This is a genomic window from Psychrobacter sp. 4Bb (genome assembly GCF_002836735.1).
Classification (GTDB): Bacteria; Pseudomonadota; Gammaproteobacteria; order Pseudomonadales; family Moraxellaceae; genus Psychrobacter.
Window position 1 is genome coordinate 175,916 of sequence record NZ_PJAS01000071.1, and the last position, 21,206, is coordinate 197,121.

Below are 21,206 nucleotides of genomic sequence, written 5' to 3' on the forward strand. Positions count from 1 at the left end.
TACAATAACTGTCGAATTAAAGGAGAGCTATTATACCTTGAAATGAGCGCTCTATGTTGTTGATTGTTTAATAGTAAAGATTAATTTTTAGTTGTAAGTTATAACAAAAGTCAGTAAAGTTGCTGTTATATATTTAATACAATCTGTTAATACACCGGTATTACTGTAAATCTATGTATCATTACCAATCTCTTTTGATTCTGGGTAATGATTTTTTGCTTATTTGCTCAGATAAATTACTGCTCATGCGGAGTCAAAACATGTCATATAGCTCTCTACCCCTTACTTCTAAGTTGTTTCAGCTCACTTCTTTGACTTGTGCATTAGCATTAGCAGGTTGTGGTGGAGGCGGTGATGGTGACACCGTAGACTCTGTTGCACCGGCACCTGATTTGGGAGTTACGCAGCCTGGAACGGATGGTAGTGGTAGTGACGGCGGTGAACAAGTACCAGATGTTGAGGCTGATTTCTTTTTACAAAAACTTAGCACAGCGCCTAGCATTATCGAGCTATCTGACGAGCAAGCAATTTTTACAGTTACTGTGAAGGCAGCTGAAGTAAGCTCTGGCGGTGCAATGGTTGGCAAAGCAGTTACGTTAAAGGTAGTGGGTTCTGAAACTAATGGTGTCACCATCGAAGGTCAGAGCACTCAAACAACCAATGATGATGGTAATGCAACATATACTTTGAAGCTCAATCCGCAAGCCGTTGATGATAAAGATGCATTAATCGCAAACGGCTTTACCTTAATGGCTACTGCCAATAAAGCAGACGGTACAGCTGTTGCACCGCAAGAGTTGAAAGTTTCCGTTAGTAGAGAAGGTAGTGGAGATGGTACTCAAGTTGTTGAAAGTAAACTGAGCGTTACTCAAAGTCTTGATACGAGCTCTGTCTCCAATAATAAACTGAACCCTTATGGCGATACAGCAGTTATAAGTGTACAGCTGAAAAATGAAAAAGGTGCACTGGTTCCTGATGTCGAGGTCGGTCTCGGTCTGGATCAGACAGACGGTGTCTCTGTCGACGCTGCTAGTCAAACAACTGATTCGACAGGCGTCGCTACTTTTAATCTCAAGATCGATAGTAACTTGCCTGAAGCGACACGTAATAAACTGCTACAAGGTATCGTTTATGCTATCAATATTAAAGAAAGCAGTGGAGCTACTAAGCTTGTATCTGGCAAGCTAGCTGTTGCATTACCTGTTCAAGACTACGATCTGAAAGTTTCAGGAAACTCAACGCAGCTTAGTGCTTATGGGGATACACAGCAGCTGACTATCACTGCTTCACCTAAAAATACGAATGTGTCTACCCAGATTGCTGGTGCAAAGGCAACAATCAAGCTAAATAATGCTCCTAAAGGGGTCAGTCTAGCGAGTGAACAGTTGACATTAGATACTAATGGTCAAGCGACTGTAGCATTAACTATATCGCCAACATTGAGCGCTACTGAACGTCAAGAGCTTGCAGAAAAAGGTATTAGCTACACTATTTTACTCACAGAACCAAACCGTTCGACGTCAACAGCGAGTCCTTCTAGCGTAGTCATTGTTCCAACTGCGGAATACAAAATAAACTTTAATGAAAGCAATAAGAAAGAGCTATCAAGCTCAGGTGGCAGTGCAGTCATTAGTTTCCGCGTCAATGATAGCCGCGGCGGTGTAGTAGAAGGACAAAAAGTAATAGCAAGTTTACCAGCAAGTCTGGCTGCTGCAGGTCTACTGACCTTGGAAAATAACTCAGAACAAACTACTAATACTAAAGGTGAAGTTAGCTATACAGTACGAGTGCCTAATAATTTAACTGTGTCACAAAAAGCACAGCTCGAAAAGGCAGGTAGTTTTGTATTGTCTGCAAATATAACAGAAGCGTCTGGAGTGCCAAGCACTACCAGTAGTGAAAGTATTCGTATCGGCTCCGACATCGGACAAAGCGATATTACATTGACTGCGCAAAGTGTACCTGCAGTCGCGAGTGTCTTAGATGAAGAGTTCAAATTACAAATCTTAGGGAAGCGTAAAGATAGTAGCGCTGTTGTCGGTCGTACAGTTAAGCTTGTCATTAATGAAGGATTTGCTACAGGTATTACTATTCAAGGTAACGAAAAAACCACAAACAGCAGTGGTGTGGCAGAGTTTACAGTTCGTATCAGTCAAAACCTAACACAAGCTCAGCGTGATCAACTAATAAAAACAGGTATCGCCTACACGGCAGTACTGACTGATGAAGATGGTACTCAATCCAAAATTATACAGACAGTAAAAGTTGAGCAGCCAGTAACAAGTATGCAGTTTGCCTCTATCACAACTCCAGAAGTTAGCGAATTGGGCGGTAGCGGCAACATCGGTGTGAAATTAACCACTAAAGCGAGTAGTGCTCAGCCAGTCAGAGACAAAGCGGTTACTATACAGCTAGGTGCAAAAGCACTAGAGTACGGTGTCACAGCTACTCAAACTACAGCGACTACAGATTTTAATGGTGAGGCGATTTTTGCTATTAATGTACCTGAAGGTTTGACAGCGATACAACGAGCAGATTTAAAGAACACTGGTATCAACTATCAGCTAACTTATGCTGAAAACAATGTTTCTTATAAGTCAGAAATACAGAAAGTAAAAATCACTACGCCTAGCGTTAGTTTAAGTATCTTGAATGCCACCAATAATATTGATAATCAAGCAGGATATATCTTAAACAATGTGGGTAGTACTGCTACTATCCAAGCACAGTTAAATAATCAGTCATCTGGTGAGCAAGTCGCCAATCAAACAGTGAAATTGGTATTTAATAACCCTGAACTAGCAAGCTTGTTAATAGTAAATGGTCAGCTTGGCTCATCAAATATCACTGCTAGTACAGATGCTAATGGTTTGGTTAGCTTTAACGTTGTAGTTCCAAACAACTTAAGTGATGAGCAAAAAGAAGCGCTCAGTAAACAAGTATTGACAGCTACTCTGACAGAAACATTAACTCGCAAACAGCAGCAAGTCAAAATTAAAGTCCAATCGATGACATCGGCCATTTCTCTAATTGCTAATCCAGTAAATGCCTTAAACTTGAATGGCGGCGAAACACAGGTTGAGATAATAGCAAGAGACAGTAAAGGTAATATCGTTGCTGGACAAAAAATATTCCTTGCACTGCCAGCCTCTATTGCAAGTCAAGGAGTTACCTTAGTATCAGGTGGTAGTCAAACTACTGATGATTCAGGCAAAGCGGTGTTTACTTTGGCAGTACCGAATAGCTTAACTGATGCTCAAAAAGCCGCGTTAGGTACAAGCTTTGTTGTGGCATTATCAGCAGCTGATAGTAGCGGAAATATTGTGACGCAGACGAGTACTGTCCGTACTACTGTGCCAACTGGTACGACTGAAAGTCTTACTATTGGTGCAAATAAAGTCGTCAATACCAAAGGTGATACGTTCAAAGTGTTTGTTCGTTTAGAAAATACAGACGGTGCTATTGCCAATCGTCAAGTTACTTTAAACGTTGATGACCCTATAAAAACGGGTGTCAGTATCTCGAACGGTACTGCTACTACCAATAGTGATGGCGTAGCTACCTTTAACTTAACTCTTGAAGATGGTGCTAACGTTAACCAAGCAACGTTAGAAGCTGGTATTCGATTAACAGCGACCACAACAACTGCCGAAAACACTTCATTAGTACAAAACTATATCGTTGCAGTAGATACCGCTACGATCGATAGCTATCAGTTAATAGCGTCTTCTGATAAGCCAACCTTGACCACGGGCGGCGATCAAACTCAAGCCTCATTTATTGTCACAGACAGTCAGGGCGGTATTCTTACGGGTGTACCGATACAGTTAAGTATCGAAAATTTAGAGTCAAGCGGTGCCGCGTTAACTACATCTAGTACAGTTTTGAGTGATAGTAGTGGTCGGGTTGACGTGGGTGTATTGTTAGCAGCTAACAGTATCAATGCACGCCTCAATCATAGTGTTGTAATCAATGCCAAAATCGTCACGCCACAATATGACGTAGATGGCAATGTCAGCATGCAAGTGCGTGAAGAGAAGTCTTTGAGTTTATCTGCAATTGGCACAACACTCACCCTTACAGCATCTGAAAAAAATCTCAAAGATAACAGTACAACCACCCTGTCTTCTACTTTAACTGATGGGATGGGACTTGCGATAGCAAATGCCAATGTAGAACTCATTGATACTGACGGCAACCTTATCGCTAGTGATGCAACCGCGACCACCGATTCAGAAGGTAAAGCTAGCTTTGTAGTTAACGAAAGTGATTTGAGCTTTGATAGCAATGGTAACTTACGTGTCTTTGTGAGAGCAGTGGGTGAGCGAGAACTGACCACGCAACGTAGTACCAGTAGCATTGATTTGGTTAAGGTATCGCAAGCGGGTATTAGTTTCATCGATATTGAAGACGTTTACGATGTTAATGTGGCTCAGAACATTAATATACAGGTTCGCACTAACTCTGCAGCTGAAGCGAATGCACTTATTAGTAAGCTTTTAGAAGTACAAACAACGATTGGAACGTTTGCGAACAATGATGTCATCTCGACTCAAGCGATAACAGCTGCCAATATTCAAGGTAATATTATTACAGTTCCAGTCGTACTGAACTCTCCACTTGCTGGTACAGCAGTATTACAGGCGACAGTACTTGGTGAGGTGAGCAACGGTCAGCTCAAATATCAAACAACCGTAGACACGCGTTTTAGAGCAACTACGCCAGCTAATATACTGTTCCAAGCAGTAAGATCAGTTATTACACCAGGCAGCAGTACTGAGCTTGTAGCAACTGTCAAAGATGAAAATGACGTACCTGTAGAAGGTCAGACAGTCGTCTTTAGCCGTGCTTCCGATTCTTCAGCAGGAAGACTGTCTGCTGCAACTGCTATCACTGATAGTAAAGGTCAGGCACGTGTAGTGTATTTGGCAAACGCCAGCTCACCTATCGGTGGTGTAGAAATTAATGCTCGATTATTAAACGACAATGCAGGTATTGGTACCAAAACGACTAAGATTACGGTATCGAAAGAAGCGGTTTATACGACTTTGGCGTTTGCCAATACGTTATCTTCTGATGACATTTACTACACGGTTCGCGGTTCAATCTCTGTGATGGATGGTTCCGGGCGTGCTGTCCCAAACACAGAGGTATCAATTAAGTCTTATGCCACAAAATATGCTCAAGGTAGAGTCTGTTTGTTAGACAGTACAGTTACCTATCAAGCAGCTGATACCAAAGAAAAGGATGAGAATGGCAATTCGGTTACCATAACACCAGATCCTCAAGTTTTCTCTGAAAAACTGCCTATTTTCTTGCAGTCTGAATGGATTACCACGGAAGATCTAAACTATAACTATACATTAGATCAAGACGAAGATATTGACAGAAATGTTGATGCTAATGGTAATATTGTCATTGGTAACAAACAGCTAGACTCAATTAATCCAGTTGCAATTATTGGTGGTACGGTTTCAGAAGATGGTTATACGTTTATTACTAATGATGAAGGGCGTGCTGATTTTCAAATTCGTTACCCATTGCGCTATTCCAACTGGGTGGAAGTGCAGTTTGACGCTACTACATTCTTAAATGGTAGTGAGAATACACAAAGTATTAACTATCAACTACCTAGCGAGGTAAACGATTTATCAATAAGCGGAACCAGCTTGGTCACGCCTTGGATAGATAATGCGAGCCCATTCGGTACGGGTGGAGCTACTTGTGTAAATAATATGAGTGTTAGTGTTAATGCGAACTCTACTAGTGCTTATCCACTGGGTAGTACAACAGTAAGACTATCACCTTATCAGCCAAACTACTCTGTTTCAATCGATGGGGTTAATTCATTACCAAATTCAAGTAGCAATGATACGATTTATATTGTTAATTTCAATCAAGCATTTGATTTAGGTTCTGTGATTAATGTTCGTAATAATGGAATTGGATTTAATAAAGTAATTAAAGTTGAATAATATTAGCAACGAGCTAATAGTCTAAATGATAGCAGTACTAGAACCCCTAACCCTACGTTGGGGTTTTTTAGTTTGTCCTTTCAAAAAACCAAATAACCAAAAACAACCAACTCGCTCAGCAAAGTATTGCAAAAAAGATTAAAATAACCGGTTTACTACGCTGTCAGCAATTTTTCAGCGATAAGTCATCATTTTTTATATTGGGCGAATTATGTCAGACAACACTAAAACGGTTTCATTATCGACCATAGCTTCTCAGAGCAAACAGATACCTAGCGCTATTGATACAGCCACGCTGCTCATCAAATGCAAAGATCAGGCTGGTATCGTACAGGCAGTCTCTGAATTTATTCATCGTTATGGTGCTAATATCATTACGCTTGATCAGTATTCAACGGCGCATGAAGGCGGTCAATACTTTATGCGTTTAGAGTTTGCCTTGGCAGGATTGAGCGATATCATCGATAATTTTGAGGCCAGCTTTGCGCATACGGTTGCTAAGCGCCACGATATGAATTGGCGTCTACATAATAATGCAACGAAGACCAAAGTCGGTATTTTGGTATCTAAGTTTGATCATGCGTTGTTAGATTTATTATGGCGACATCAGCGTGGGCTGCTCGATTGCGAGATTACTTGCGTGGTCAGCAACCATCCTGATTTAAAGCAAGCAGTACAAAATTTTGGCATTACTTTTCATCATGTGCCAGTGACTAAAGATAATAAAGTAGAGGCAGAAGAGCAGATTCATAAGTTGATGGCAGGTAACGACTTGCTAGTATTGGCGCGCTATATGCAGATATTGTCATCAGATTTCGTCAAGCGTTGGCCGATGCAGATTATTAATATCCATCATTCATTCTTACCTGCGTTTGTGGGCGCAGATCCTTATCGTCAGGCTTATGATAAAGGCGTTAAGCTTATCGGTGCAACTGCGCACTATGTCACAGCTGAGCTTGACCAAGGGCCTATTATTGAGCAAGATGTACACCGTGTGACGCATCGCCAAGGGGTGACAGAGTTGCGTGCTATCGGCCGTGATATCGAACGCAACGTATTAGCACGTGCCGTAAACTGGCATGTGCAAAACCGTGTGATTGTGGCGGGTAATAAGACAGTCGTATTTAACTAAGAAGAATTAGTAGTTAGTCGGCTAGAAATATAAAAAAGGCGGTCAGTAGCAACAGTTACTGACCGCCTTTTTTATGATGTGATATTTTATAGGAGCATTTCTAAGACAAACTTGCTACCAACAAAGCCAATGGCTAATAGGATAAAGGCATAAATGGTGATATTAGCCGCACGTTTGCCTCGCCAGCCTGCACGCCAATTACCGAATAGTAGTACACCAAATAATAACCACGACAGCAGACTAAAAACAGTCTTATGCACGATATGTTGCGCCATCAAATCTTGCACATAGATAAACCCAATCCCCAGTGCGATACTGAGCAATACAAAGCCAACCAACAGCATATCGAATAATAAACTCTCCATACTTTGCAAGGAGGGTAGTTTATTGACCCAAAAGCGATGAATGGTATGATGCTTGAGCTCACGTATTTGTAGACGTAAAAATAGCGCTTGTACCGCAGCCATCAACAGCACACAATAGGCAGCTAATGATAATATGATATGGATTTCAAGTCCGATACTGACATCAGTGAGTGGTTGATAAGGGGCGCGGCCGACATAACCGACAGTCATACCTATCAACGCAGTGGGTGCTGCCAAAATACCAAGACTAAGAATAGGACGGTATAAACAGAACAACAGGTAAAAGAATAAGAAAAATAAACTGGTCAGACTGATTATATTGAATAAGTTGAAATTCAAACCATACAGCGTCACAACGTATGGATATAGCAGTGCCGCATGTGCCGCCATGCCAACCAGCAATAAGCCCAAACTGAGGCTTTTGTGGATAGGTTTGTCCTGAACCAGCGCCCAACCAATGTGGATGCTGACTAAGATATAAGCCATGCTAGCAAGTAAGAATGCAAAGTGCACAGATAAAAAGCCTCATCTTATACTGAGCATAAACTGCCGCTCAATGTGTCGCTAAAGTGGTATTATCAGAATGATTAGAATAATCGTCCAATTTATCATAAAATGGGTGCCAATTGAGCACCATCTTGCTTATAACTTATAAATGATCGGCAGTGCTGCATAGCGCAAAACATAAAATATGTCATCTGTAAAAAGTTAACTACAATTATAAGCGCTGTGTCCTTTGCGAAACGACTATAAGTTTTGAGCCATGTTAATGCTATAGTATTGATAATATAATTCTTTTATCATGTCCCTTGTCATGCAATATCCTAATATCTTATAGCGTATCCTAATATTATTTATGAACCATTTTAATGGTTTGATTTAGAGTTATTTTAATTGCGTATTATTTAATTGAAAACTATTTTAATTGAGAGTTATTTATGTTTGATACCTTAACAGAACGCTTATCGTCGAGCCTACGTAACATCGTCGGTACCGGACAGTTGACCGAAGACAATATCAAAGACACGTTACGTGAAGTGCGTATGGCGTTGTTAGAAGCCGATGTGGCGTTGCCTGTCACTCGTGATTTTGTAAAACGCGTAAAAGAACAAGCGCTTGGTGCTGAGGTGCTAAAAGAGTTAGCACCAGGTCAAGCGTTTGTCAAAATCGTACACGACGAGCTGACTGAAATGATGGGCAGTGCCAATCAGCAGTTAGAGATGACAGGCAAACCGCCTGTTGTCTATTTGCTAGCAGGTCTGCAAGGTGCGGGTAAAACGACTACAGCTGGTAAGTTGGCCAAATATTTACAAGAGCGCCAAAAGAAAAAAGTCATGCTAGTCTCTGCTGACGTTTATCGTCCAGCGGCTATCAAACAGCTTGAGCAAGTAGCCGGTCAGGTGAATGCTAAGTTTGTGAACTCAAGCACAGATGAGAATCCAATTGATATCGCAAAGCGTGCGATTGAAGAAGCCAAAATCCAATATCAAGATATCCTGATCATTGATACCGCGGGTCGTCTACATATCGACGACACCATGATGGATGAGATTAAGGCGCTAACTGCTGCGGTTAACCCATCTGAGACGCTATTTGTCGTCGATGCCATGACTGGCCAAGATGCCGCCAATACTGCAAAAGCCTTTAATGATGCGTTGCCATTGACAGGTGTTATCTTAACTAAGACTGACGGTGATGCTCGCGGCGGTGCGGCGCTTTCTGTACGCGCTATCACAGGTAAGCCAATTAAGTTCTTAGGCCGCGGTGAAAAACTAGACGAGCTAGAGCTGTTCCACCCTGAACGTATTGCGCAGCGTATCCTTGGTATGGGTGACGTACTGAGTCTGGTCGAAGAAGTTGAGCAGAAAATTGACCGTGATAAAGCCGAAAAAATGGCGAAAAAGATGCAAAAGGGCGGTGACTTCGACCTTGAGGATCTATTGACTCAGTTTCAGCAGATGAAGAGTATGGGCGGCATGGCAGGATTTTTAGACAAAATGCCTGGTATGGGCGGCTCAGATATGCAAAAAGCCGTCGAAGACGCCAAGCCAGAAGAAAAAGTACGCGAGATGGAAGCATTGATTAATTCAATGACGCCATTTGAGCGTAAAAACCCTGATAAGATTAACCCAAGTCGTAAGCGCCGTATCGCTGCAGGTTCAGGGCGTGAGATTCAAGACGTTAACCGTTTGCTCAAGCAACACAAGCAGATGGCAAAAATGATGAAAATGATTTCAAAGCCTGAAGGCATCAGTAAAATGATGAAGTCTATGCAAGGGCTCATGGGTGGCGGTAGTGCTGGCGGTGGCGGCGGTCCATTGTTTGGCGGCGGTCAGCAAGGTGGCGCTAAGGACGTGAATCCAGAACAAATGGCCAAGCAAATGGGACTGGATCCAAATAACATGCCAAGCACCGAAGAGATGCAAAAGCAAATGCAAGAAATGCAAAACCAAGCACCAAAGAAGTTCAAAACCCGCTTTTAGATAACAATTAGTTATTTTTAAGAAGTTTGATCAAAGCCCCGAAGCCAATGAAGCTTTGGGGCTTTTTATCGTTATCAGTTGTAGATAAACACTGATGGATAAAGTGTGAAAAATATAGAAATTAATAAAATTCGTGTACCCTAAATGCTATGATAGGCGCTGCTCCATTCTGTCAGTATTCTTATAGTGCATGAACGATAGATCGTTATTAAAAATTAGTAAAATCTGACAAACCCATTTAGAACGCCAAAAGTAAAAGCCGAGGTTGTGATGTTTTTAGCAATGGATACCGTGTTCGACCAGTGTTCGATCGCGATTTTAGATTCGAGCGGACAGGTATTGTCGAGCCATACCGAAACAGGTAAGCGTCAGCAGACTCAACAGATTTTACCGATGATTGATGCTGCATTATCTGAGGCACAGTTACGTCTTGCTGATATACAGGCTTTAATATTCAATCGCGGACCGGGTGCGTTTAGCGGTATTCGTATCAACACGGCAGTGGTGCAAGCGTTGTCTGTCGCGCATGACTTGCCTTGTGTTGGTGTATCTAGCCTACAAGCGATTGCACAATCTGCGTATCAGCAGTACGGGCTGACACACCTATACAGCGCCCTTGATGCTCGTATGCAGCAAGTCTACTTTGGGCAGTATGAATTGGTAACTGACGACCAATTAGGTCATAGCATTATGCAGCCAGTCTTGGATAATGATAGCGATAGCACTGAGCAGCTATTAGATTATGATAGCCAAACAGCACTGAATATCCCTATCGCGGGGAATGGCGCGATGCTATTAGCGTTACAGGATCAGCAAATGTGTCATGACGATATTTGGCCAGATGCTGTCGTCATCGGGCAGCTTGGCATTGCACAGTTTGCAAACGTTGGCGGTACGGAGGCGGCGCAAGCGCTACCAAAATATCTGCGCAATCAAGCTTGGAAAACCCTCAAAGAGCAAGGTAAGTCATAACTATTGCATATTTTGTAAGCATGAATCAATATAAAACCAACGTCAACATAGGACAGCCAATCGGTCTGTTCTGAGCTCAGCCTGTTTTTGGGCCAGTCTGTTTTTAGGAAAGTTACTGTGGATATACTGTTATTCGTTCAAGCTGTCATCATGGGTATCGTGGAAGGTATCACAGAGTTTTTGCCCATCTCCAGCACGGGATATTTGATCTTATCAGCAGATGTGATGGGTTTCTGGACTAAAGAAAAAGTTGATTTATTTGTCGTGGTGGTACAGCTTGGCGCTATTTTGGCAGTGATTTATGACTATTGGGGTAGATTGTGGCAAGCGCTGATGGGCTTACTGACTGGCAAAGCAGAGGGCATGACCAATCCTAGACAGTTGGGACTGAGTCTGATTGTCTCTACTATTCCTGTGATGATTGTTGGTTTTACCTTTGCCGATGAAATCAAAGCTTATTTGTTTAATCCTATCGTCGTTGCCATTATGCTCATCATCGGCGGTCTACTGATATTTTACGTGGAAAAGCGTCCTAAAACGGTCATTGCAGAAGAAGCTGAAGATGTCAGCATAAAAACTGCGTTGATGATTGGTTTGTTCCAATGTTTAGCTCTTATACCAGGGACGTCACGCTCAGGTGCCACTATTATTGGCGCGCTGTGGTTAGGTGTATCACGTAAGGCTTCTGCTGAGTTTTCTTTCTTTTTGGGTATTCCTGTCATTGTAGGCGCGGCACTGTTGGATTTAGTCAAACATGGTGACGTACTGACCAACAGTGAAGACTGGCTGGTGCTAGGTATCGGAACCATCGTATCATTTGTAGTGGCGTTACTCTGTATCCGCTTGCTCGTGGCATGGGTAAGTCGCCGCGACTTTACTATCTTTGCTTGGTTGCGCATTATCACGGGTGTTATCGTGTTGGTCGCCGCTTGGGGCTTTGGTTATCAAATGGCTGGCTAGATTTGCGTTATGATTTAACACGGCAGTAATTCATAGTGAAAACAAGCAGCAGATAGGATGATGGTTATGACAGATGTGCCCCAAACGTATGACGAGACAGGTGCTGTTGTACATTGTCAGTTATTCTACGTCAATGAGAGCCAGCAAGCACAGGTCGAGAACCTACAGTCATTGATAGCTGAGCATACATTACCAATTATCTTAGATATTAAAGTCGCTACAGAGAAACTAACTCAAAAGCGCCGTCAGCAGTTGAGCCAAGCATCTACTCAGCCCATTCTATTATTAGATGATAAAGACAAGCTATCATGGCTAAGTGATGGACTTAGTGTGGCACCTGAGTGGGACAAGTTGCAGCGCCGTGTAGTGAGTGCGGGTCGTAAGTCTGAGCTGCTATTACAAGCCGCCAAAATCACATCAGATAGTCACATTATTGATGCAACCGCTGGCTTTGGGCATGATAGTTTGATATTGGCAAGTACTGGTGCACAAGTTACTATGCTCGAGCAGCAGCCGTTGATGGCATTGCTGTTACTTGCAGAGCAACAGCGTATGAGTGCGCTACCCAATTGGCAAAAGCTCATGAGCCGTTTACAGATTATTAATGCTAATGCGCTCAGTTATTTTGCGAATCTAGAGGCTGGTACCGTAGCCGATAACGCTATGGCAATCGATGTCGTCTATTTGGATCCGATGTTTCCAGAAGATAGCTATCAAGATAGCAAAACAGGCAAAGGGGCAAAAGTCGGTAAGCATATGCAAGCACTGCATCAATTGGCTCGTCCACCAACATCAGATGAAGAGCGACAACTGCTAAGTAGTGCGCAGGCCGTTGTTAGTCGATATAGACAAGCACAAGGTCGCGTGGTTGTAAAACGTCCACAATTTGCACCGTTGCTTGCTGATGAGCCTGCTAGTGAAAGCTGGCATAATGAAGCCGTACGCTTTGATGGGTATTTTGTCTGATAGCTGCTGTTTGTAATAACGAATGTACGAGTATAAATGTACGCAATTAAGCAGTTTGTGTTTTCAGAATTAATGGATTTAGGAGCAAGGAATGTCAGCGTTAATCATTTGGGTTATGGGTGCAGTTTTACTGTTGATTAATATCATGCTGCGTACTCGAATTCTTCGGCTTGAGGCACGGTTAAAAGAGCTGAGTAATCCACAAGAGCAGCTGGCATTTTTACGTCAACAAGCAGCACAAAAAGACAAAGTCCCAGCGTTAAAAGCATTACGCAAGCAGTATCCTGAGCTATCACTGATCGAAGCGAATAAATTATGGCAACAAATTCAGTAGCCAGACCATTAAACTTAGTAATTAGTCTATTAAAACTCAGTAACTAGCCCCTTCAAAAATCAATTTAGTTGTTCTGAGCGAAATATATAAGCGCACATAAAAAGTATCCAATTAATGATAATAAAAAACCATGACATTTAAAGACAAGCTACAAGCCTACATCCAGCTAACCCGTTTTGATAAGCCAGTCGGCATTGAGCTGCTCTTATGGCCAACATTATGGGGCGTACTATTCGCTGCAATGGGTCAAGCGCAGCAGCAAGGAATAACGGCAGCGTTACCAAGTATCAAGGTGTTCGCGATATTTGCCCTTGGTGCAATATTTATGCGAGCGGCTGGTTGTGCGATTAATGACTTTGCGGATCGTAAAGTAGATGGTCATGTAACTCGCACTAAAGGACGACCGTTAGCAGATGGACGTCTATCTGGCAAAGAAGCTGTTGCTGCATTTTTAGTACTGGTGCTGTTAAGTGCCAGTCTGCTATTTTTCCTACCTATAGCGGTATTCTATTGGTCGCTTGGTGCCGTTATATTGGCGTTTATTTATCCATTTATGAAGCGCTATACCCATCTGCCGCAAGTATTTTTAGCAGCTGCTTTTGGGTGGGCGATACCGATGTCCTATGTGGCGGTGCAGGGCGCTCCTGATATCTGGTGTTGGCTGCTATTCTTAGCTTATATGTGCTGGACCGTGGCCTATGATACCCAGTACGCCATGGCTGACCGCGAGGATGATTTAAAGATTGGCGTGAAATCAACAGCGATACTATTCGGTCGTTATGATGTGATTATCATTTCAATATTGCAGATGCTATTTTTACTAATGATGGGCGTGGTTATGTGGCATTACTTTGCCCCGACCACATTAGGCGTAACGCCGGTATTTGGATTGGCGCTTGTTGCGATGATGTTTGCCAAACAAAATAGCGCTTGTGCCAGTCGTAACCCTTTGGCTTGCTTTCAGGTATTCTTGGCCAATATCTGGGTAGGGCGCTATGTCTTTGCGCTCATCGCAGTTGCTTGCATATGGACGACGCTAAATGGATAAGTTCGATAAATTGCCGAGATTCAAATCAAAGAAACCGTCTGATACGAATGCGTCAGTTACGGACTATCAAGCTAAACTTGCCGAACATGGTCTGACTCGTGAGCAAGTTATCGCAACTGAGCGTAAGCTAGCAAAATTTGCTAATACCATGGATTCGCTGGTGCGAGTGCCTTTCACCAAGCAAGGAATGGGTGCGGATGCGGCGCTTTCGACCATTCCACTAGCAGGAGATTTGGCAGGATTAGCATTGACCAGTTATGCATTTATATTGGGACGTCAGTTGGGTGTGCCCGCTCATAAAATGACGCCAGCGGTTAGATTGGCATTTATTGATATGGTCGTTGGTATCGTACCTGGCATTGGTACGCTATTAGATATTTTTATTCGTCCTAGCCGTAAGACACTGGGTATCGTGCACGAGCATCTACACCATGAGTATGGTATTACCGAAACCATGCATATAGATCGACCTTTTTTGCACCAGTCATTAGAAGATAAGCAACAGCAAAGCCGTTTCGGTTTTTTTTGGCGCAATCCAATCGTTGCTTGGCTGTATTTGCATATTCCTGATTTTCTTGGACTGCTAGTCATTGTATTTGTCGGTTGGGGGCTGTGGACAGTGATAAGCTGGTTGGTTGGGATGTTTGGTCAATCGACTGGGTTTGGGTGAATACAATCATTCATTAGACAGCTCAGTAGAGACAAGTCAGTAGAGGGCAATACACAGAAACGAAAAAGGCGGCAACGATAATAACGTTTGCCGCCGTTTTTATGATTTTAAATAGAGTGTTGAGACAGAAAGCGGATTAGGTTTTATTCAGTGATGACTTCTGCTTCAGCACTAACGGCATCAAAGCTAGTGACTTTATTGTTTCGGATAAGGTCGATCGTGCCGCCACCAGCATGACTAACGAGTTGGATACTACCGTCAGCTGATTGATAGGTAGGATTATTGCCTTGGCCTTCGGGTGCGCTTAAGGTCATTTTTGGCTGGTTGGGACGAGTAATGATAGCGTTAAGCATACCAGCTGCCGACGTCTCAAAGACTACGGACAAACTCTCACCTGCTGCGCTTTTATAACGGACATCAGTGATTTGTGCGCCTTTGATAGCTTGTTCTGGATTGGGTTTTTCAGCGCTATCATTTGCCGTGGACGTAGTATCACTAAGATCTTTATTTAACTCTGTTAAGCTCATATCACGTTTTGAATCAGTATCATTCTGCGCTACATTTTGAGCATCATCTACGTTGCTATCTTCCGCTGCATCAACGTTGATATTAGTCGTTACTGGCGTGGTTTGCGTTGAGGTCTCGGCTGTAGTTGTATCAGTTGCTTCAGGTTCTGGATCTTTTTGACAAGCAGTCAGTAGCAACAGGCTGAAGAAAATAGCAGGAGCGGTAATACATAGACGCTTAGACTTATTTGAGTGTATTGTTTTTGAGACAGAAGTATTCATAATCAGCTTTATCCGTTAATGGCGCTCTATGTAAATGTGGTAATTGGCAAGGGTCAATCTGTTATTTATTGACAGTATATTATTACGTATTTACCGTAATCACCAGCTTACGTTGTCCGCCATATTCTTGAAGGTTTCTATGCTCACATAAGTAAATACCTTGCCACATGCCCAGTCCTAACTCACCATCGACAAGCGGTATAGTCAAGCTTACTCCAAGCATCATGCTTTTGAGATGCGCTGGCAGGTCGTCTGATCCTTCTAAGGTATGGCGATACTCTGGCTGATCTTCTGGTGCGATTTTATTAAGCCAATCCTCTGTATCCAATCTGACATCTGGATCAGCATTTTCATTAATCGCAAGACTGGCTGACGTATGCAGCAAAAACAGATGAACCAACCCTACCTTGGCAGAGTGAGGTAATAGCTGAGAAATCGCTTCTTCAACCTTCGGAGTAATGATATGAATGCCGCGCGCATAAGTAGGTAACGTAAGAGTGGTTTGGTGATAAGACATACGAGACTCACTTTATCTTTAGACTATCGGCTGCCATGCCACTTTCTTTATAGACATCATCCAGATATCGGCGGCTGGCCAGTAACTTATCAACGACCCCATTTTGGCTTTGGGTATTCAGCTTTTGTGAAAAATCCAAAATTGAATTTAACTGACTTAACACGACGTCATAGCTGGTGTTTTGTTGATTCCTGTCAATGATGACTGTTTTTGCATAGTGCTGATCAAGGCTTAGATAGTCAGTAATTAATTCTGGCACACGTGTCGCGATGAGCTTATTAAGGGTGAATAATTGCGATTCAGTGATTTCATCATGATGAGTGGATTCGTATTGCTGCCCAATATCATCCATCGTGGCTCGAAAGACCTTAGGAACTTGCTCATCATAGAGCAACTTAATAAATGGGTGATGAGCTGAAAAATTAATAACGTCAAGTTTGTTAGTTTGGCTATTCTCTACCTTTTCTCTTGAGGCTAGCTCTGCTTGAGACTGGATCGCGATATGATGCGCAGATGCTAAATACTCTTGATGACGTTGTATAGAGTCATTCCGAGTGCGCTTAGATTTTTCTTTCATCACAAAAAATACGGGCACGATAAGAATTAGGCTAAGCAAGATGAGTAAGGCAAAAAAAGACATGTCGGGACTCTGGCGTTAAAAAGGCTGTTTATCTTAAAAATAATTTTAGATTACAATATAACACGCTTGTGTTATGTTAAGGCAAAACAGAGATCGATAAAAGTTGTCCCTCTTTACTGAATATTTGCTTATTTTAATTAAGGACCATGATGAACAATGACACGATTACTAAGAGTCAGCTAGCTGCATATAAGCCGACAACTGCATATGTCGGGACGTCTTGGGCAGTCATGCTGGTCGGTGTGCTTGCGTATCTACTGGGATTATGGAATGCACAAAGTATGTTATTGAATGAAAAGGGCTATTATCTAGCAGTGCTGGCGCTTGGTCTTTATTCAGCAATCAGTTTGCAAAAAACCTTGCGTGATCGTAGTGAAGGTATCCCAACGACTAATATGTACTACTTAATCAGTTGGGCGGCTTTAGGATTGTCTATTGCACTTATCGTGATGGGTCTAATGAATGCTGGAGGCTTAAGTCTGAGTGAAAAAGGCTTTTATATGATGGCATTTACCATGAGTTTGTTTGCCGCTGTAACCATTCAAAAGAACACGCGTGATGAGGCACAAATTCGAACCTTGACTGCTAGCCCGATGACTACCGTGAAAAATGATGGCAGCGCTAAAATTGCTCATCAAGGGGCACCTGAATCTGATTCTGGAAAATCGCTTTTCGGTTCGGTTAAATCTAGAATGGAAGGCAATGATTAGAGCTTTCCACTAAAATAAATAATTAAGTAAGTGGCGTCTGCAAACGTGTACGATTTGGTGATAGGCGTGCTAGCATCGCGGTTGATAGAGGTGTAAACGAGCCTAGCATCATATCTACTAACGCTTCAGCGCATAGTGGTGCAATGGCATAGCCTTTAGCACCCATCGCACTCATTGTCCATATCCGCTGACTGTTTGCCAATTGTCCAACGATAGGATGGTAATCAGGCGTTTGGGTGCGAATCCCTGCTCGTCCCTGCCATAGACTCGTATCTGCCGGAATGACAGATGCCATTTCAGGAATAGCATTGATGAGCTTGTCTCGGCTAATTTGATGCTCCTCATCACGTATGCCAGTACTTGTGTCATTGCGGATAAAACTCGCGCCAAGCAATAAATATGGCTCGTCAACGACTACAGGATTTAACTCATCATCTCCAGTCTGTGCGTTGAACCGCGCACAGTAACCACTATATTTAAGTGGTATTTTAGGCAGTTTTGCAAGTTGCTCAACCGTAGGCGTAAACCAAGACAGCTGCCCACGAATTTTACGGCAATCAAAAACACGCTGATCCAATTGATGACTTTCAAAAGCCGCGCAAATGACGATATTACCAGCAGTCATAGTGACAGTATTACGGTTTCCATCGATACCTTCGATACGAACTTGCTGCTCAGTTTCGTTAATTTTACTCACTTCTAACTGCTGGAAGTGAATGAGCGGATGAGTCAGTATGATGTCTTTTAATGCTTGTGGGTTGACCAGACCAGACTGAGGTAAGTACAAGTTCTCTGATAAGCCCTGCTCTTTTAGGCCACTAGTAATCTGTGCTTGCTCGTGCGATAGGGTGGTCGCCATCTCATCAGGATAGTCGGCAATTTGTTCCGTACCGATATTGGCTTTTATAAGCAAATCAAGGGCGCCAGTCAGTTCAAGGATCGGTGCTGTATTAAGCTGTACGGCTGTTTGATTAAGGTCTCGATATAGCCTGCTGCTATGGAGATAGCCTATGGTATGCAGATGCTCGTCAACATGGTGAATCGGCGTCATTTTGGGCGCAAGTAACGCTCTAGGATTGCCCGATGCACCTGCCAAAGGCGCTGATTTATCTAATAAGATGACAGTAATACCGCGACTGGCAAGCGACCAAGCTGTGAGCAACCCTGAGACGCCTGCACCAATGACGACAGTATTATCGAATGTGCTGTAAGTCTTTTCCTTCTTCGCATTGTGACTGTTGTTATCGTCAGTAAGGTCACTACTTTCCGCATTGGTCATAATGGCTGTTAGCATTTCACGCTTTCGACCAAAACCTCTGACTTTCTTAATTTGAAAGCCATGTTGTTTTAGTCCACGCTTGACGATACCTGCACAGCTATAAGTAGCGGCAGTCGTATGAGGGCGTGATAGGCGCTGCATTTGGGCAAAGATACTGTCAGCCCACAAGGTGCTATTGCAAGAAGGCGCAAAACCATCCAAAAACCAAGCATCAATGTAAGGGGTATACTGATTGGAGTGATCTAATGCCAGTTTGCTTAGACTTTCTGCTGCATCACCAAGCCACATATCGACGGTTAAGTTATCATAAGAAAAACTTAAACGATGACAGCCTGAAATCAGGGGCGGATATGCAGCCAAAAGTAGCTTAATAAATGCCATTAGCTCAGGCGCACGCTCACCCCATAGCGCAAGTATCTGGGTCAAATCTGCTAGTGGTATAGGAAACTTTTCAGTAGTGATAAAGTGCAGACGAGCCGTTGCTAATTGCGGATTGGTTTCACGTAATCGTCGCCACAATTGCCACGTCGCTAGTAGATTAAGCCCAGTTCCAAAGCCTAGCTCAGCAATCGTAAAGCATTGCTTTGGTGCAAGGTGTGCTAAACGTTCTGATAACTGATTGTGCTCTAGAAACACGTGACGCGTCTCTGCCAAACCATCCGCATGAGAAAAATACACATCCTCAAACTCACCTGATACTGGCACCATATTGCCAGTATCATCCGTTTGCCAGTCAATCTTGGCAGGCGTGATAACGTTTAAGTATTCAGGGTTTTGATGGTTAGCGGTAGACATGAGGCACTTCTTAGAAATATCAGTAACGGTAGCTCAACGATCAATTGTGACGGATCAATGATATCGACATTTGGTTAGACGCAGCGAAGTAGAGTAATGCAAGTCAGTGCGAGCACAGTATATGCTACCAGCGCTCACGGCGGACAAATACTAACCACGAGACAAAAATACCGACTAATAGACTGATCAGAACGGTAAACGCACCGTATAGAAATAACTGTCCTTTACTTTCGTAGACCAAGACATTTACTTGAGTCTGCAAGTCGTTCACTTGACGCTGTAATTGTGCATTGCGGCTAAGTAATTCTTGATTGGCAGCTGACAATGCTTTAGTAGATGGTTGCAACTGTGCCGCCAAGGTATCATTGATATCTAGCGCTGAGTTTTTCGTTGGCAAAGCGCGCGCCGCTACTGGCCCAGTCAACGGCAGCACTGCTGTCGGATCGGTTGCATCGACAGCAGGTGTTATGGGCGCAGCAGGTGCAGCCTGCGCCGAAACGGCTGTCACTAACATGAGACCAATCAGGGCACTTTTGTAGCAACAGGCAGGTGAAAAAGAGACTCTCTGGATCACGATGCAGCTACTTGATCATTACTGTCAGTTGGTGCTGGCAATGCTTGAACAAATGGTTTGATATCGACATGACTATACACGCCATCACGTAAATAAGGCTCATCGTTTGCCCAAGCCTGAGCCGCTTCGATAGAATCAAAATCTGCAATGATTAAGCTGCCTGACATATCACTCTTGCCATGCTCGATAGGCGTTGGACCTGCGATAACGAGGCGTCCCTCTTGGTGCAGCGCTTTTAAGCGTTCAATATGTTCAGTACGAGTGATCAGACGTTGTGCACTGCTATTAGCCACGTCATGACCAATGATTGCAAATAAAGACATGAGACTTCCTTAGTGAATAATAAAAAAGTAATGGTGAGCTTAGTATAAACGTCATAGCAATAAAATTGTGATTGCTGCCATGACAAGGCAACAGAAACTATTTAGTGGTTTTGTCTGTTAGGGCAGGGTTGAGATGCTTTTTCAACACGGCAAATTGAGCCACGACAAACACCAGCATAATTGGAATCCAGCCATAGGTCTTAAAGTTGATCCATGCTTCATCTGACATTGTGAACGCTGTGATATAATGTAGTACAGCCATTAGGGCAAAAAACAATGCCCAAGCAACGGTCAGCTTTTTCCAGCCGCTAAGCGTCAGGGTAAATACCTCTTTCATAGCAAGCTGCATCAATGGCTTATTAATAGCGGCACTGACGAATAGCGTCAATGCAAAAATACCATTGATAATGGGCGACTTCCAGCGCAAATAGATATCATCACGCAATAGTAATGTGCCGCCGCAGAATAAAATCGTTAATAATAAGACAACCCATTGCTGCTTATCAAACTTACCTTTTTGACGAATAAAATGAATGGCGTAAACGATAATAGTGGCGACGAGCAAAGCCCCTGCCGCTGCTAAAATACCGTTATAACGCGCCGCGATAAAAAAGGCAATTAAGGGAATAAAGTCTAATAATGCTTTCATAGCAAAGGGTATGTCCAACAAAAACG

18 protein-coding genes are annotated in these 21,206 nt (G+C 42.9%); 10 read left to right on the forward strand and 8 right to left on the reverse strand.

Features of this window, described 5'->3' with window-relative positions; all coding sequences use genetic code 11:
• The first annotated feature begins 260 nt into the window (after positions 1–260).
• Together CXF60_RS10640 and purU are read left to right on the forward strand one after the other, a co-directional pair.
• Entirely contained in the window at positions 261–5,975 is a 5,715-nt protein-coding gene (locus CXF60_RS10640; RefSeq protein WP_180958135.1) for a hypothetical protein, read from the forward strand.
• A 211-nt stretch (positions 5,976–6,186) separates the two neighbouring features.
• Positions 6,187–7,107 carry a formyltetrahydrofolate deformylase gene (purU, locus tag CXF60_RS10645; protein ID WP_102091905.1) on the forward strand — a complete coding sequence of 307 codons (921 nt, stop codon included), beginning with the start codon at positions 6,187–6,189 and terminating at the stop codon, positions 7,105–7,107.
• An 86-nt stretch (positions 7,108–7,193) separates the two neighbouring features.
• Here the strand turns inward: purU and CXF60_RS10650 are convergent, their stop codons facing one another.
• Entirely contained in the window at positions 7,194–7,958 is a 765-nt protein-coding gene (locus CXF60_RS10650) for a cytochrome C assembly family protein (protein ID WP_102091933.1), read from the reverse strand.
• A 452-nt stretch (positions 7,959–8,410) separates the two neighbouring features.
• Between CXF60_RS10650 and ffh the strand changes: the two genes are divergently transcribed.
• From ffh to CXF60_RS10685, 7 genes are all read left to right on the forward strand, one after another.
• Positions 8,411–9,955 carry a signal recognition particle protein gene (gene ffh / locus CXF60_RS10655; protein WP_057761369.1) on the forward strand — a complete coding sequence of 515 codons (1,545 nt, stop codon included), beginning with the start codon at positions 8,411–8,413 and terminating at the stop codon, positions 9,953–9,955.
• Between the two features lie 270 nt (positions 9,956–10,225).
• The gene (gene tsaB / locus CXF60_RS10660; RefSeq protein WP_102091906.1) at positions 10,226–10,927 is read left to right on the forward strand and encodes a tRNA (adenosine(37)-N6)-threonylcarbamoyltransferase complex dimerization subunit type 1 TsaB; all 702 of its coding nucleotides are present in this window, start codon (positions 10,226–10,228) and stop codon (positions 10,925–10,927) included.
• A gap of 117 nt (positions 10,928–11,044) precedes the next feature.
• On the forward strand, positions 11,045–11,887 hold the full coding sequence (locus CXF60_RS10665; RefSeq protein ID WP_102091907.1) for an undecaprenyl-diphosphate phosphatase: 843 nt from the start codon (positions 11,045–11,047) through the stop codon (positions 11,885–11,887).
• 66 nt (positions 11,888–11,953) lie between these two features.
• A complete protein-coding gene (locus CXF60_RS10670; RefSeq protein WP_102091908.1) occupies positions 11,954–12,853 on the forward strand; it encodes a class I SAM-dependent methyltransferase in 900 nt (299 codons plus the stop codon).
• A 91-nt stretch (positions 12,854–12,944) separates the two neighbouring features.
• Positions 12,945–13,187, forward strand: coding sequence for a hypothetical protein (locus CXF60_RS10675; RefSeq protein WP_102091909.1), 243 nt, complete (start codon positions 12,945–12,947; stop codon positions 13,185–13,187).
• Between the two features lie 130 nt (positions 13,188–13,317).
• Positions 13,318–14,235 (forward strand): 4-hydroxybenzoate octaprenyltransferase, encoded by a 918-nt coding sequence (gene ubiA / locus CXF60_RS10680; protein WP_102091910.1) that lies wholly within the window; start codon positions 13,318–13,320, stop codon positions 14,233–14,235.
• Positions 14,228–14,905, forward strand: a complete 678-nt coding sequence (locus CXF60_RS10685; RefSeq protein WP_102091911.1) for a DUF4112 domain-containing protein — start codon at positions 14,228–14,230, stop codon at positions 14,903–14,905. The genes ubiA and CXF60_RS10685 overlap by 8 nt, the downstream gene beginning before the upstream one ends.
• A 143-nt stretch (positions 14,906–15,048) precedes the next feature.
• Here CXF60_RS10685 and CXF60_RS10690 read toward each other — a convergent pair whose 3' ends face one another.
• From CXF60_RS10690 to CXF60_RS10700, 3 genes are all read right to left on the reverse strand, one after another.
• A complete protein-coding gene (locus CXF60_RS10690; protein ID WP_228707108.1) occupies positions 15,049–15,693 on the reverse strand; it encodes a hypothetical protein in 645 nt (214 codons plus the stop codon).
• 82 nt (positions 15,694–15,775) lie between these two features.
• Positions 15,776–16,210 (reverse strand): secondary thiamine-phosphate synthase enzyme YjbQ, encoded by a 435-nt coding sequence (locus CXF60_RS10695; RefSeq protein WP_102091912.1) that lies wholly within the window; start codon positions 16,208–16,210, stop codon positions 15,776–15,778.
• A gap of 7 nt (positions 16,211–16,217) precedes the next feature.
• Positions 16,218–16,850 carry a hypothetical protein gene (locus CXF60_RS10700; RefSeq protein WP_102091913.1) on the reverse strand — a complete coding sequence of 211 codons (633 nt, stop codon included), beginning with the start codon at positions 16,848–16,850 and terminating at the stop codon, positions 16,218–16,220.
• 146 nt (positions 16,851–16,996) lie between these two features.
• On the opposite strand from CXF60_RS10700, the gene yiaA reads away from it, so the two are divergent.
• Entirely contained in the window at positions 16,997–17,560 is a 564-nt protein-coding gene (gene yiaA, locus CXF60_RS10705) for an inner membrane protein YiaA (RefSeq protein ID WP_102091914.1), read from the forward strand.
• A gap of 22 nt (positions 17,561–17,582) precedes the next feature.
• On the opposite strand, the gene mnmD is transcribed toward yiaA, so the two are convergent.
• From mnmD to ispZ, 4 genes are all read right to left on the reverse strand, one after another.
• Positions 17,583–19,634 carry a tRNA (5-methylaminomethyl-2-thiouridine)(34)-methyltransferase MnmC2 gene (mnmD, locus tag CXF60_RS10710; protein WP_102091915.1) on the reverse strand — a complete coding sequence of 684 codons (2,052 nt, stop codon included), beginning with the start codon at positions 19,632–19,634 and terminating at the stop codon, positions 17,583–17,585.
• Between the two features lie 124 nt (positions 19,635–19,758).
• The gene (locus tag CXF60_RS10715; RefSeq protein ID WP_102091916.1) at positions 19,759–20,148 is read right to left on the reverse strand and encodes an SH3 domain-containing protein; all 390 of its coding nucleotides are present in this window, start codon (positions 20,146–20,148) and stop codon (positions 19,759–19,761) included.
• A 56-nt stretch (positions 20,149–20,204) separates the two neighbouring features.
• On the reverse strand, positions 20,205–20,531 hold the full coding sequence (locus tag CXF60_RS10720) for a YciI family protein (protein WP_102091917.1): 327 nt from the start codon (positions 20,529–20,531) through the stop codon (positions 20,205–20,207).
• 97 nt (positions 20,532–20,628) lie between these two features.
• Positions 20,629–21,180, reverse strand: coding sequence for a septation protein IspZ (ispZ, locus tag CXF60_RS10725; protein ID WP_071003109.1), 552 nt, complete (start codon positions 21,178–21,180; stop codon positions 20,629–20,631).
• Positions 21,181–21,206: the final 26 nt, after the last annotated feature.